This window comes from Sneathiella aquimaris, from assembly GCF_026409565.1.
GTDB classification, from domain to species: Bacteria; Pseudomonadota; Alphaproteobacteria; order Sneathiellales; family Sneathiellaceae; genus Sneathiella; species Sneathiella aquimaris.
In genome coordinates this window covers 905,875-919,857 of record NZ_CP112881.1, presented here as the reverse complement: position 1 = coordinate 919,857, position 13,983 = coordinate 905,875, and the positions used below count along the sequence as shown (strand labels likewise).

The window sequence follows — 13,983 nt, the reverse complement described above, 5'->3', positions numbered from 1 at the left end:
TGTACCTATTCAGAAGGGGCTGTGTCCGGGAACCGTGGGTCTGTGCCCCGCGGCCGGAAACGGCGGTCATAATCATCCGCATATAAGCGGCTTTCATCAAATTCCTGTTCGTTGAGCGCGCGGCCGACTAAAATCAGTGCCGTCCGGCCTCGCTCTTCGCCAACCTGTTGATCAATATCTGACAAACAGCCCCGAATAATTCTCTGATCCGGCCAACTCGCCCGCCAGACGATCGCAACCGGACAATCCTCCCCATAAAAAGGCTGAAGTTCTGCGACGACCTTTGGTAAGACATGAACGGAGAGGTGAATCGCAAGCGTCGCTCCAGTTGCGGCAAAATTGGCAAGCGTTTCACCATCGGGCATTTGTGTTGCCCGCCCGGATGTCCGCGTCAGGATAACTGACTGCACGACGCCGGGAAGGGTTAGCTCTTTTCCAAGCGCCGCGGCAGCAGCGGAAAATGAGGGAACGCCCGGAGTTATTTCATAGGGAATTTTTAACGCATCGAGCCTGCGCAATTGCTCTCCCATTGCGGACCAGACAGACAAATCACCAGAATGAAGCCGGGCTATATCATGGCCTTCGGCGTGGGCTGTCTGAATTTCCGCGACGATTGTATCAAGCGACATTGACGCTGTATTGATGACTTTCGCACCGTCTGGACAATGCTCCAGAATCTCCTCGGGAACCAGCGATCCTGCATACAGACAGACGGGACAGGACGATATTAGATTTTGGCCCCGAACTGTGATCAAATCGGCAGCCCCCGGCCCTGCGCCGATAAAGTGAACTGTCATCAAACTTCTCCTACTGTTTTTCTTTGCATTGCGATTGCCGCAGTCGCCATACCATCATCTGAAACCTGCCGTTTTCCGCATAGTCGACTCGAAGGGCCTGCCGCCGCGAGAGCAGACGCTTCGGCAACGCTGCTCACGCCATAGATTTCAACGGATTTCACCGTAACGGAAGGTGTTTTAAAGCGCCCTAAACTTTCCCGTGAATGCACACTTACCGGCACATCCATTTCACTGATAAACTGAATGAACGCTGGCGTTTTTTCTTTGCCTGACAAAGTCGCAACACCGCAAATGTGAAATCCGGAATTTACTTTTTCATACACGTCCTCAAAAGACGCGAGGGTCGCGTCAGAACGAAAGCCAATGCCAAGAAACGCCTTCATCTGGTGACCACCCATTGCAATATCGGATTGGCCGCGACCCACCCTCTTTTGCTCCCCAGGGGTTTTGTCGAAGAAACCGCAAGTCGCATCAATTCGCCGCCTTTTTCTGCCGACCAACTGATAAGCAGCGCTTCACTTTCAAGCGTTACCGCATTTACGACAACACGGCATCCTTCGGGAATACAGGACCATACCTGATGCAGCATATCCGCGCTCAGCCCCCCGCCAATGAAGACCGCATCGGGCACCGGCAATCCGTCCAGTCCTGCGGGCGCTTTTTCCTTAATGATTTTCATTTGAGAGGCGACACCAAACTGATCTGCGTTTTTCTGGATATTGCTCAGTCGGTCCTCGCGGCATTCCACGGCAACCGCCTGCCCGGTTTTCGTTGCGATCAACCACTCGATTGCAATTGTGCCTGACCCGGCGCCAATATCCCAAAGGCATTCGCCCGCGCGCGGGGATAAACTGGATAAGGTTACGGCCCTTACTGCCCGCTTGGTCATTTGGCCGTCACTTGCGAAAACAGCATCGGGCAGACCTGAACTTTGCGGCAACCCTTTCTGGCCATTGGCAATGAACGCGACTGTAACCGGATGATTGATATTCGTCATGGAAAAACCTGAAACCAGTGACGAACGGCGGCGTTCCGATGGGCTGAGCAACGCTTCGAAGACAAACAGCTCCGTGTCTGTAAATCCTGTCTCGCAAAGCCACTGAGCCAATTTTTGCACCTGTGCACCATCGCGCATCAGACAGATAAATTTTTCACCCGCATTAAGCAAAGGATACAGCTTCTCCAAAGGGGCCGCGTGCAATCCAAGGCAATGAACTGTTTCCAAACGCCATCCCATTCGCGAAGACACAGTTGAAAAGCTTGAAGGCGCTGGATAGCAACGCCAATCTGACGGGTCCAGTGAGGTCGCTAAAGTGCCCCCAACACCGTGCCAAAATGGGTCCCCGGATGCCAATACGGCCACCGACTTTCCTTTGCAATCAAGGACTTCTTTTACCGAAAATGGCAGCGGCCATTCTCGCCCTTTATCTGTCACTCCTGCCAAAGCAAGATGCCGGGCAGAACCAAAAACCAGCTCTGCCTGCGCCAACGCTTTCCGGCTTGCATCTGTCAAAGCTTCAAGGCTATCTTCGCCGATACCTATTATGGACAGCCACGGATCAGGCATTATGAAAACCCTCATTCTGGGCGGGACACTGGACGCCAGCCGCCTTGCTAAAGCCGTTTCGGAAACGCAACTTGATGCGTTGTTTTCCTATGCGGGTCGGGTTGACGTGCCACGAGAACAACCGATCCCAACCCGCATTGGCGGGTTCGGCGGTGTTGCTGGTCTGGTCGATTTTATTCTTCGCGAACAGGTCCGTGCCGTTATCGATGCGACCCATCCCTTTGCGGCCCAGATGAGCCGGAATGCGATTGCAGCCTGTGCTCAAACAAACACGCCGCTTTTGGCCCTCGAGCGACCACCCTGGCGTGAACAGCCCGACGACAATTGGATCAACGTCGCAGATATTACCAAAGCTGTCGACGCGTTGCCCGAAACGCCCGCGCGTATTTTTCTTGGGATCGGACGTCAGCACCTGAATTCTTTTTACCGAAAGCCACAGCATCACTATCTGTTGCGCATTGTCGACCAACCTGGCGGCCCGCTTGATTTTCCGAACTATGAAATTGTGGTGGACCGGGGACCTTTTGAATTTGAAAAAGACCGGAATTGGCTTGCCGAAAAACGAATTCAATATGTGGTTGCTAAAAATGCCGGCGGCGAAGGTGCCTTTGCCAAAATCCAGGCAGCGCGCGATCTGAAGCTTCAAGTCATCATGATTGGTCGCCCCGCTTTGCCGAAGCGAAACGTTGTTGCTGATCCAAAAGATGTCCTGAACTGGCTGGCTCATTCAACCTCCGCCATATGAGGGGTCGACCGCGGCGTATACACAAAATCGGTTCCCGCGATTTGCCGTGTTAAGGAAGACCCCACGATCACAACAGTACGCATATCTGCCATATCCGGCGTTGCTTCACTCAAAGATACTGTTTTGATATGCTCCTCGTCTGTTGACACTGCGCGGGCAAAGCTTATCAGGCGATCCCCCTTCGTCTGAGTTTTCAGCAAATCCAGAATTTTTTCAAACTGATGCGGGCGGGCCTTCGATCTAGGGTTATAAAACGCCATTGCAAAATCCGCCTCTACCGACAAGGAAACCCGCTTTTCAATTAAAGAAAAAGGCTTCAGGTTGTCAGACAGATTGATCGCACAAAAATCATGTCCTAAAGGTGCGCCCAACCGGGCAGCCGCGGCCAGCATTGCCGTTACCCCCGGCAAGATTTCCACGTCAAGCGAACGCCACAGAGGCTCTCCTTCTTCCAGCGCTTCAAACAATGCGGATGCCATCGCAAACACACCGGGATCACCAGAAGAAACAACAACAACCCGATGCCCGCTAGCGGCCATTTCCAAAGCATGGCGCGCGCGTTCCAATTCAACCCTGTTGTCTGTCGCATGTAAGGTCAGCCCTTCGCGGTCTGGTACGCGGCTGACATATGGACCATAGCCGACAACATCTGTCGCCTGATCAATGGCTTTTTGAACAGAGGGGCAGATCCAATCGTCCCGCCCCGGTCCCAGGCCTGCCACCACAACGCTGCCTTTTTGATTTTCGTGTATCATGGGCGCCGCCCCTGACCATGGACCAGAATGATTGTGAAATAGGGAATTGAACCTTCTGTAAAATCGACAAGCCGCTGGACCTTCTGCTGGGCCATGGTGCCGTGACTTACGATCCACGCATCCGGCATCCGTCCGGCTTTATCCAGCGCCATTTTTATTTTTGGAAGGTTACGCCCTGTTTTCATAACAACAAAGGCGTCTGTATCCTGCATTTTTTCGGTCAGTGTTTCTTCTGGCAACGTTCCCATGAGAACTGTCAGAATATCATCGCCCCAGGTCATCGGAACACCGGTCGCGGTCCAGCAACCAGACATTCCGGTAATACCGGGGATGATTTCCATGTCGACGCGCCCCTGCAAGCGAATATATAAATGCATGAAAGAGCCGTAAAAGAACGGATCCCCTTCGCACAACACAATGATGTCCGTTGCGCTGGTTTCCGCCAGATCAATCAGGCGACAGGCCTGTTCTTCATAGAAAGCGGACAGCATTTCATTATATCGAGGATCCGCTACCGGAATTTCTGTGGTTACCGGATACTCCATCGGTAATTCAAGAACGTTATCCGCAAGCATCCCGGACACAATCTGGCGGGCCTGCCCTTTTCGTCCCGCTTTCCTGAAATACGCCACTTTATCAGCATTGCGAATGAGGCGATCTGATTTAACGCTCATTAATTCTGGATCGCCGGGACCCAGACCAACACAAATAACCTTCGCCATCTTTATTCCTTCCGGCTGGCCAGCGCATTAATCGCCGCCACCGTAATCGCAGAACCGCCAAGTCGTCCCCGCACCGTCATTGAAGGCACAGGCAAATCCTGCATCAACGCCTCTTTTGATTCCATTGCCCCAACAAAACCCACAGGACAACCAATGATTGCGGCCGGCCGCGGACATTCCGGATCTTCCAGCATATTTAACAAATGAAACAAAGCGGTCGGCGCGTTTCCGATGGCAACAACCGCCCCTTCCAGCTTCGGACGCCAGAGCTCAAGGGCTGCGGCTGACCGCGTGTTGGCGATCTGTCGGGCCAATTCGAAAACACCGTCGTCATGCAATGTACAGATAATCTCATTTTCCGACGGTAGGCGCGTCCGGGTAATCCCTTCACTGACCATCCGGGCATCACAGAAAATCGGGGCCCCCTGTTCCAGCGCGGAACGTGCTTTTACCGCCATACCCGGCGAAAATTCGATCGATTTTTCCAACCCGACCATGCCACTTGCATGGATCATTCGAACCGCGACGATTTCCTCTTCTGGCGAAAAACGCTCAAGATCTGCTTCGCGCCGGATGATTGAAAAGGACTGATTGTATATGGCCTGACCATCTGTTTCGTAATAATGGGTCATTGGCTTTCCTTGAAAAAGAAAGTATCGCCCTTGATATGCATCGTCGTCTTTTCCTTAAACTCTTCATGCGAGAAATGCTCACTGGAGAAAGGTGCATTTCGTTGTTTATTATACACCGTCACACCCGACTGCGCCGCAATCATGGCATGCGTGAATGCCTCTGATTGTCCCGCACATTTTTTCGTGCAGCCACTGATATACAGACTATCGCCCAAAGGCAAACTTGTTGATAAGTCGCGAGCCAACTTTCGGGTATCCAACCAGCCTTGCGGGCAGGCCGGCGATCCTGTGCAGGCGGCAATTCTCATCAGCGGGCAGTCCGGGTTGGTTATCATGCCGTCAATCGCATCCAGCAATCCTGCATCCGCTGAATAGTGTTCAAGGCACAGCATCCGCCAGGGTGTCAGGCGCACCGCGTCAACTTTTTCAGACAACGCGATCAACCCGGCTGCTGTCAATTGTCCTAACTCCAGACCCGCAAGAAACCCCGTCTGCACCCATCCAACAGCTGGCATCACAGCAGGTTCTGCACTGGCTTCGGTAAGCATAAATTCAGCGTTTTCCGGCAGCAAATGTACATATTGGCGCATGCGACCACGGCCCGCCTTAATTTCCTTCAAGTCCGAGAACCATCGGGCGAGTGAAACTGCCATGTCGACGGCTGTTTCCAACTGAACAGAAATGCCAAAATCAGACCCGTCAGGACGCACAACCAGCCCGCCCTGTGCTGATCGTTCAATTCGGATATCTGCAGGCATTCCGGACAGAACTGGTAAAGGCCCGCAATCAACGGCGAAACCGAATTTTCCCGGTAAACCGGTCAAATGCAGATTTTCATCCAGCAACGCTTTTTCAAGCCTCGCGGCGATTACATCGGAGTCATCCCCGTCCGTCCAGAACGGTGTGACGACCATATTCCGGCGACTTTCAACAAGAACATTGTCATCAATAAGATGAAGGGACTGCAACCGGGCCATTAATGGAGCATGATTTTCTGGAAGAACGCCGCGCAGCTGCAAATTGGATCGGCGGGAAAAATCAACAAGACCATTTCCATATTCCCGGGCAAGTTTCCCAATTCCAGCCAACTGATCTGCGTTCAAACGACTTTTAAACGGCCGTATTCTAACAAGAAGACCATCGCCTGACTGCATGGGCTTCAAAGCCCCCGGACACCACCCTTTTACAACTGGATCACCCATCGCCGCTCACCCCGATCTGTGCGGCAATCCAATTTCGGCGTGTCACCCAAAGACCGGCTTCATGCAACCGCTCGAAACAGGCCTCCATTGCCTCTAAGGCCTGCGGGTTATGCTCTTCAAGAAACTCTCTGATTTTGTCATCACCCAGCGTATGCTCGTAGTAGGCATCAAATAAATGTGCCGGAACGGCGTGCGCCATATGCGCGAAGGCCGCCATATGTTCCAACGTGGCTGCAATTTCAGCCCCACCCCGAAAACCGTGACGTAACATCCCTGCCAGCCAGTCCGGGTTCGTCGCCCTTGCACGAACAACTCTCGCGATTTCTTCAGAAAGTGTTCGGGCTTTCGGGTCATTACTTCGTGTGTTATCCAAATGGTAAAGGACCGGGTTTTTTTCTACCTCTCCTGGACGCGCCGCCGTTAGTCCTGCATGGGCTGCGGCAAACCCGGCTTCATGGGTGGCATAATCCATTGCCAGCAGCAAGTCCGTTTCAGGCAAGTCCTGACTGTGAACAAAAGCATCAGCTTGCAGAACTCTTTTTTCAAGGGTTTCCCGGTCAGAATGATCAGCCTGATCGCCGAAACTGCCAGCCATAACCCACTCTGAGCCAGCGAGCCAACTTTCCCCCGCCGACATCCTGGCATCAGCCGTATAGTCTGTGTTTCCAGGGTCCATCTGCACTCCATACAAGCCGGGCTTAGGCCCAAAAACACGTGGATTTTTATCCTGATAGGGATTATCCGCAGTGCCTTCGTCCCGTGTGGCAAGGGTCGCCGTCGCCGCATTAAACAAATCCGACAGATTGGGGAAAATATCCCGAAACAGTCCTGACACACGCAAAGTTACGTCAATACGGGGACGGTCCAGCATCATTAGTGGCAAAATTTCAAAGCCCGTGACGCGATCGCTATTCTCGCCCCATTTGGGTTCAACCCCTGCTAAATGAAGTGCCATGGCAAATTCTTCACCCGCTGTCCTCATGGTCGCGGACCCCCAAAGATCAACAATCAGTGCGCGTGGATAGTCTCCGTGATCCTGCAAGTGGCGCCGAACCAGTTCTTCCGCAAGCTTTACACCCTGTGCGTAAGCCGCCCGGGTCGGTACCGCACGAGGATCTGTCGAATACAGATTGCGCCCTGTCGGCAAAACATCATCCCGTCCCTTGAACGGAGAGCCTGACGGCCCTGGGGCAACTGCCTGGCCAGAAAGAGCTTTTAACAGACCTTCCAATTCTGTAGATCCCGAGACGCCTTCCCCATATATATGCAAGCCATCTCCAAACTGGCTTTCCTTGATATCGCAAACAAAGCGGTCAATCCGAACAAGGGCCTCTGCGGCCGAGTGATCGGGCTCAATGCCGATATCCTCTTCAACTCCAGCTGCCTGCGCTTCCTCGCGAATGGCCGTTACCAAACGGTCCCGACGATTTGGGTCAAGACCGTCGGCAGTTGAATATTCATCCAAAAGCCGTTCCAACCGAACCATAGAAGATGGAACCGCGCTTTCCTTCATCGGCGGCGGCATATGCCCCAGTGTCACAGCGCCGATCCGTCGCTTGGCCTGCACCGCCTCGCCCGGATCATTCACAATAAATGGATAAATAACGGGCAATGATCCCGTTAAAACATCTGGCCAGCACTCGTCAGACAGGGCAACCGATTTACCGGGCAACCATTCCAGAGTGCCATGTGCCCCGATATGAACCAGGGCATCCAATTCATTGCCAGAAATCGTGCCGTGATGTTGTAGCCACAAATAGAAGGCCACATATCCGTGACAGGGAATTCGGGCGAGATCATGGTAATCATCGTCCCGTTCTGCCCGATGGCCTCTTTCCGGCTGCAAGGCAATGCTCACTTGTCCTTGGCGAAGGGCCCGAAATTCAAAGAACCCATTTCGGCAAGTAGGATCGTCTTCAGGGTCGCCCCACGCATCGCTTAAGTCCTGACGCAACTCACCAGGCAAGGCTTTCAGTGCTTGAAGATAAAGCTCCAGTGGCCACGTCACGGTGGATTGCAAAAGCTGGTTTGCCAGTGCTTCCGTCGGACCCGTCTGATATCCTTCTTTGTTTAGGAACGACAGTATTGCGTCCATCGAGGCGAGCGCATCCAGACCAACCGCATGCGCGATCTGATGATCTTTGCCCGGATAGGTGGACAATATAAAGGCCAGATGTTTTTCTGCCGCTGTTTTTCGGGCGAGCGTAATCCAGCGGCTGACCTGCTGAACAATCGCCGCAACCCGATTAAGGTCTGCACGGTGATAAAATCTTGAAAACTGCAAGTCTTCATGTCGGTTAGACGGCTCTTTAAAGCTTGTGACGGCTGTAAAAATTCGTCCATCCACCTCTGGCATGGCAACAAACATAGCAAGGTCTGCCGGTGACAAACCCCGTTCGCTCTCCGCCCATTTCTGGCTGGGTGCTGTGGACAAGGCCGTTTGAAAAACAGGGCATCCCGCGACTTCTAACGGAGATTTTCCGTTTGCCCCTTTGGCCGAAAAAGCCGTTAGATTAACAATCGCCTCAGGCTGCAATCCGGGCAACAACGCCTCAAGCCAGACAACCGTTTCATTCGCTTTCAGAGAGGCTGCGAAAACACCAAAACAGGCGAACCCCTTCTTACGAAATGCCCGGATCAGCGCGTCGACAGGCTCCAGATCGGCCGAGGTCAAATAGGACCGGTAAAAACTGATGATAATCGGACTTTGCGGAACGGCGGAAAAAGCTTCAAGTGTTTCAGCATATCCATGGTCAGGATCATAAAATCCATGCAGCGGAAGAGGCTGAACGCTCTCTTCAAAATCAGCATCTTCTGGCAGGGCGCCCGCCATGATTTTTAGCGCAGTTTCGGCCGCCGGTGCCCCGCCCTGATCACATAATGACTTCAAGCGCCGTAACGTCGGGACACTGACTGTCGACATTGCATCAAGGCGCGGATCATTCCGGCCGTCCGCAGGCAAAACCGCCAATGCAATCTTTTCCCTCCGGGCCAATTCATTTACCGCTGACAACCCATACTGCCAATATTGCTCGCCGCCGATAAGCCGGATCAGGATAGCCTTGGCGTCCTGCAACGTATTTTCGATATAGACATCGACCGAAAGCGGATGCTTCAGCGCCGCAAGATTGGCAAGCCGTACACTGGGCAAGTCCTCACGGGCCTGCTCCCAGCCTGCCGCGAAAGCCCCAAGATCACTGTCGGAAAACGACAAGACAACAAGATCAGCAGGATCCTGCCCCAGATCCTGTGCAACCTCGTTTTCTTCCAGACCATGACTTTCGCGAAAGACTACATGCATGAAAAATCCTTAACAGGCCTCGGCAAGGATCAAATTTACAGCGGGCGCATCCAAATCATGATGCTCCGCGATGACGACCAAACGACTTTCCCGCGGGCTCTGTCCCCATGCTTTATCATACTGCATCTGCACTCGAGAATTGACCGCTTGCAGCAAAAGACGCATCGGTTTTCCCGCTACGGCAACATACCCTTTTACTCTCAGAATATGATGCTTGTTGGCAAGATCAATAATCGCTGCTTCCAGACGGGCAGGGTCAGAAATTTCGGGCAGATCAACAATGATGGAATTGAAGTCATCATGCTCATGATCATCAGATCCGTCATGACAGGAAGGGCGTGCGTCCAGATCATCTTCAGCGGCCGCATTCAAACCAAGAATGACCCGTGGATCAACATCCCCATTAGTCATATCCAGTATCGGCAGGGTTTTTGTTGCAACCTCTGTGATCGCGGTGCGAGCCCGAGCCTTCAGGCTTTCATCTGCAAGGTCTGCCTTTGACAATAACACCAGATCTGCACATGTGATCTGATCATTGAAAACCTCAGCAAGCGGTGTTTCGTGATCCAGGCTATCATCGGCCAGTCGCTGGGCATCGACGGCAGCAACATCCGGCGCAAAACGGCCCGCTCCGACCGCTTCAGCATCCGCAACTGCGATCACGCCGTCAACGGTAATCCGGCTTTTGATCGCTGGCCAGTTAAAGGCTTTCAACAATGGCTTGGGCAATGCAAGTCCTGACGTTTCGATGACAATATGCTCAGGCTGTTCAGGCAGGGCCATCAGTGCTTCGATCGTGGGAATAAAGTCATCCGCAACCGTGCAGCAGATGCAGCCATTTGCCAACTCAACAATATTTTCAAGAGGGCAGTTTTCATCCGCGCAGGATTTAAGGATATCCCCATCCACACCCACATCGCCAAATTCGTTCACCAAAACGGCCAAGCGCTTACCTTGCGGATTTTGCATCATTTTACTGATCAGCGTTGTTTTTCCGCTTCCCAGAAAACCGGTGATTACAGTGACAGGAATTTTTGTCAAATCAGACATCTAAGAAACTCACTTTTCAGAAATAGAGGAATGCGCGCCTGTCATCGGCGGCATACGGGAAATCACTTGTTTGCGAAAGATAACCGGACGCTCTCGCCAAGGAACCAGGCCATCGTCCGTCTTATGATAGGCGGCAACACCTTTCAGGATATCTTCTACATCGGTTTCTGCGTCCATATGCCCATACACATAGGACCAGCGCCCTTCCCCTGCAAGCGCAACGGTACACCCATTTGAGCAGGCAGAAAGGCATTTAACAGGCAGAATTTTTATATTTTCAGACTCATTCTTTTCAAGCAGGGCTTGATAAAGACTTTCACCGGGCTTGGCGGTTGCTGTCTCTGCTATCGGGTTTTCCTCCGCATTAGATATGCGGTCACTTTTTTTGCAAGTGATACAGACATTTAGCACGACGCTCAATTTTTGCTCCATTCCATACAGGAACAGGGGGAGCCATCACGCAAACCGAACCTCAATCATTCGGAAAGCCCGCTGTAGAACACCCCGTCCACATTCGATCCTTCTTGGGTTGGCAGGTCTCCCGGCTTCTGAATACCCGATTCTTGCTCTCAGGCAGGCATCTGTCCTTCCCGGTATTACCCAGTGGCTAATAGATGCGTTTCCAGCTTACGGTCGCGGGGGCGGCTGATTTGGGCAAAATCCAACGGTTCGGACTTGGCCTGTTACATTCCCTTTTCACCCGGATCCAAACAATAGATCCAGACACCAACTCATTGTCGATACAGCACAAGGCTTCAAACTGTCAAGGTTATGGAACCAAACAAACCATTATGATCGCCGATTTCCCTTGCGGACCCACTCTGAAATCGCGTTAGGCAACTGCATCCACGGGCAAACTTTTTCGAAACCCGTTTGGTGTAATCCCAAAATGGCTTTTGAAGACCCGCGTGAAATGCGACGCATCACAAAATCCGGTGGACAACGCAATGTCTGTTATCGGCTGTGCTGTCGATGACAAAAGAAACCGGGCATTCTCCAGCCTGATCAGCTTATCGGCCTGCGCCGGGCTCATATCCAGCGCTTTTATAAAATGGGTTTCCAATTTTCGGCGTCCGACATTCAATCGCCGGGCAATCCGTGAGATGGTTTGAGGCACTTCCATTTCCTGTTGCATAATATGCAACGCACGCCGTACAAGCTCATCCGGCGTCTGAATACTGAGCGGGATACCCGGTTGTGTTTTCTCTCCGCCCAGCGCTGTATCAATAATCATGATATGCAGGCTTTTTCTGGCCTGATTGATCCCTACATGCCTCTCAACCAGAAAGGCCGCAAGTTGGGCCGCACTTGTGCCGCCCGAACAGGTTATCCGGTCTCCATCAACAACAAAAATCTGATCCGACACCGGTTCCACTCCGTCAAACTGATCAACAAAATCAGCGCGATGAAACCAACTCACACAACTGCGTCTGCCATCCATAAGTCCAATCTTGTGCAGGATAAAGCTGCCCGTGCAAATCCCAATAATCGGCACTCCTTTTTCAGCAGCCGTTTTCAGATATCGGCAATATTCCGCATCAAGATTACCAACTTCATCAATGAGGCCCCCAACTACCGCGATATAATCAAACTTTGATGGATCCCCCAATCGTTCTGTTGGTGTCACGGGAACACCGCTGCTGCACCTGATTGTATCCATGGTTGGTGACAAAATGGACCAACGGCATAAAATAGGACGACTGCCATCCCCGTCATCGGCCGCAAGCCGGAGTACGTCAACAAAATTTGCAAACGCGCTCAAGGTGAAATTTTTCGCCAGAATGAAGCCGACAGAAAGCCTGACTTCCTGTTGTGCGAGCTGCTTTTTTTGCATCTTTACTCTCTCTTGCGCAAATATACCAGAAAACCTTCGCAATTATACCATAGCAATCCAGTTGTTTCGATCACTATTCAAATGTTCACTTAAGGAATTGTCATGACACACTTTTCTGGATTATCTCTCCTTGCCAACGCCTTTTCGGGTCATAAAAACTGGACTGAGCAATGGCCGGACGCCACGCCTAAATCGGAATATGATGTCATCATCATTGGCGCGGGCGGTCATGGCTTGGGCGCCGCCTACTATTTAGCAAAAGAACATGGCATAACGAATGTCGCTGTTCTGGAAAAAGGCTGGCTGGGGGGTGGTAATACGGGCCGGAACACAACCATCATCCGGTCTAATTATCTGTATGATGAAAGCGCCGGTCTTTACGATCATGCCGTTGACCTATGGGATGGCTTGAGTCAGGAACTCAACTATAATGTGATGTTTTCCCAGCGCGGCGTCATGATGCTCGCTCATAGTGTCCATGATGTCCAAAGCTTCAAACGCCATGTACATGCAAATCGATTAAACGGCGTCGACAATAAGTGGCTGACCCCAGAGGAAGCAAAAGCCATCTGCCCGCCCCTGGATATTTCAAGCCACCGGCGCTATCCGGTTATGGGGGCAACTTTCCAACAAAGAGCCGGAACCGCCAGGCACGACGCTGTGGCGTGGGGATATGCGAGGGCCGCCGCCGCCCGCGGCATCGATATCATTCAAAATTGTCCCGTACTTTCCATCCGCCGCAGCCCTGATGGGGCGGTAGAGGGAGTGGAGACTGATAAAGGCTTTATAAAAGCGAAGAAGATTGCCGTTTCAGCCGCGGGCAACACCTCGGTGATCATGCAAACCGCAGGGGTCAAGCTGCCGTTGGAAAGCTATCCACTACAGGCACTCGTGTCTGAACCGGTCAAACCGATATTTCCCTGTGTTGTTATGTCAAACAGTGTTCATGCCTACATTAGCCAATCCGACAAAGGTGAACTGGTGATCGGTTCCGGGACAGATCAATATACGTCCTATTCCCAAAGGGGGGGCCTGCCATTGATCGAACATACAGTGGCGGCAATCTGTGAAATATTCCCCATTTTCAGGCGCATGAGAATGCTGCGCAAATGGGGCGGTATTGTCGATGTAACACCGGATCGCTCTGCTATTCTGGGGAAAACACCGGTCAAAGGACTTTATGTAAATTGTGGTTGGGGAACCGGTGGTTTTAAAGCCACCCCCGGCGCAGCCCATGTGTTGGCCCACACAGTAGCTCGGGATGAGCCCCACCCGATCAATGCACCATTTACACTGGAAAGATTTCAAACAGGCCGCCTGATTGACGAAGCCGCCGCGGCTGCGGTTGCTCATTGATCAGGGTCGGTGTCAAGGATAC

At 52.3% G+C, this 13,983-nt stretch carries 13 protein-coding genes and 1 riboswitch; of the genes, 2 read left to right on the top strand and 11 right to left on the bottom strand.

What is annotated here, in order from left to right:
* Positions 1-5: 5 nt before the first annotated feature.
* The 3 genes from cobM to cbiE are packed head-to-tail and all read right to left on the bottom strand — an operon-like array spanning position 6 to position 2,364.
* Entirely contained in the window at positions 6-797 is a 792-nt protein-coding gene (gene cobM / locus OIR97_RS04230) for a precorrin-4 C(11)-methyltransferase (RefSeq protein WP_169546400.1), read from the bottom strand.
* A complete protein-coding gene (locus tag OIR97_RS04225) occupies positions 797-1,180 on the bottom strand; it encodes a cobalamin biosynthesis protein (protein WP_169546401.1) in 384 nt (127 codons plus the stop codon). Before OIR97_RS04225 ends, cobM begins: the two co-directional genes overlap by 1 nt.
* Complete coding sequence (gene cbiE, locus OIR97_RS04220; RefSeq protein ID WP_169546402.1) at positions 1,177-2,364, bottom strand: precorrin-6y C5,15-methyltransferase (decarboxylating) subunit CbiE; 1,188 nt, start codon at positions 2,362-2,364, stop codon at positions 1,177-1,179. Before cbiE ends, OIR97_RS04225 begins: the two co-directional genes overlap by 4 nt.
* A gap of 1 nt (position 2,365) precedes the next feature.
* Here cbiE and OIR97_RS04215 point away from each other — a divergent pair, with 1 nt between their 5' ends.
* Positions 2,366-3,109 (top strand): cobalt-precorrin-6A reductase, encoded by a 744-nt coding sequence (locus tag OIR97_RS04215; RefSeq protein ID WP_169546403.1) that lies wholly within the window; start codon positions 2,366-2,368, stop codon positions 3,107-3,109.
* Here the strand turns inward: OIR97_RS04215 and cobJ are convergent.
* The 8 genes from cobJ to OIR97_RS04175 all read right to left on the bottom strand — a co-directional run bounded on the left by cobJ (position 3,088) and on the right by OIR97_RS04175 (position 12,605).
* Positions 3,088-3,864: a precorrin-3B C(17)-methyltransferase gene (gene cobJ / locus OIR97_RS04210; RefSeq protein ID WP_169546404.1), complete on the bottom strand. Its 777-nt coding sequence runs from the start codon at positions 3,862-3,864 to the stop codon at positions 3,088-3,090. The two genes, OIR97_RS04215 and cobJ, sit on opposite strands and share 22 nt — an antisense overlap.
* Positions 3,861-4,586, bottom strand: a complete 726-nt coding sequence (locus tag OIR97_RS04205) for a precorrin-2 C(20)-methyltransferase (RefSeq protein WP_169546405.1) — start codon at positions 4,584-4,586, stop codon at positions 3,861-3,863. The genes cobJ and OIR97_RS04205 overlap by 4 nt, the downstream gene beginning before the upstream one ends.
* Before the next feature lie 2 nt (positions 4,587-4,588).
* Complete coding sequence (locus OIR97_RS04200; protein ID WP_169546406.1) at positions 4,589-5,218, bottom strand: precorrin-8X methylmutase; 630 nt, start codon at positions 5,216-5,218, stop codon at positions 4,589-4,591.
* Positions 5,215-6,420, bottom strand: coding sequence for a precorrin-3B synthase (locus tag OIR97_RS04195; RefSeq protein ID WP_169546407.1), 1,206 nt, complete (start codon positions 6,418-6,420; stop codon positions 5,215-5,217). The genes OIR97_RS04200 and OIR97_RS04195 overlap by 4 nt, the downstream gene beginning before the upstream one ends.
* Positions 6,413-9,721 (bottom strand): cobaltochelatase subunit CobN, encoded by a 3,309-nt coding sequence (gene cobN / locus OIR97_RS04190; RefSeq protein WP_169546408.1) that lies wholly within the window; start codon positions 9,719-9,721, stop codon positions 6,413-6,415. Before cobN ends, OIR97_RS04195 begins: the two co-directional genes overlap by 8 nt.
* A gap of 9 nt (positions 9,722-9,730) precedes the next feature.
* The gene (gene cobW / locus OIR97_RS04185) at positions 9,731-10,771 is read right to left on the bottom strand and encodes a cobalamin biosynthesis protein CobW (protein WP_169546409.1); all 1,041 of its coding nucleotides are present in this window, start codon (positions 10,769-10,771) and stop codon (positions 9,731-9,733) included.
* A gap of 9 nt (positions 10,772-10,780) precedes the next feature.
* Entirely contained in the window at positions 10,781-11,182 is a 402-nt protein-coding gene (locus OIR97_RS04180) for a DUF1636 domain-containing protein (protein WP_267177821.1), read from the bottom strand.
* Positions 11,183-11,285: 103 nt separating this feature from the next.
* Positions 11,286-11,517: riboswitch (cobalamin riboswitch) on the bottom strand.
* An 86-nt stretch (positions 11,518-11,603) separates the two neighbouring features.
* Positions 11,604-12,605: a GlxA family transcriptional regulator gene (locus OIR97_RS04175; RefSeq protein WP_169546411.1), complete on the bottom strand. Its 1,002-nt coding sequence runs from the start codon at positions 12,603-12,605 to the stop codon at positions 11,604-11,606.
* 102 nt (positions 12,606-12,707) lie between these two features.
* Here OIR97_RS04175 and OIR97_RS04170 point away from each other — a divergent pair, with 102 nt between their 5' ends.
* Positions 12,708-13,961, top strand: coding sequence for a sarcosine oxidase subunit beta family protein (locus tag OIR97_RS04170; RefSeq protein ID WP_169546412.1), 1,254 nt, complete (start codon positions 12,708-12,710; stop codon positions 13,959-13,961).
* The last annotated feature ends 22 nt before the right edge of the window (positions 13,962-13,983 follow it).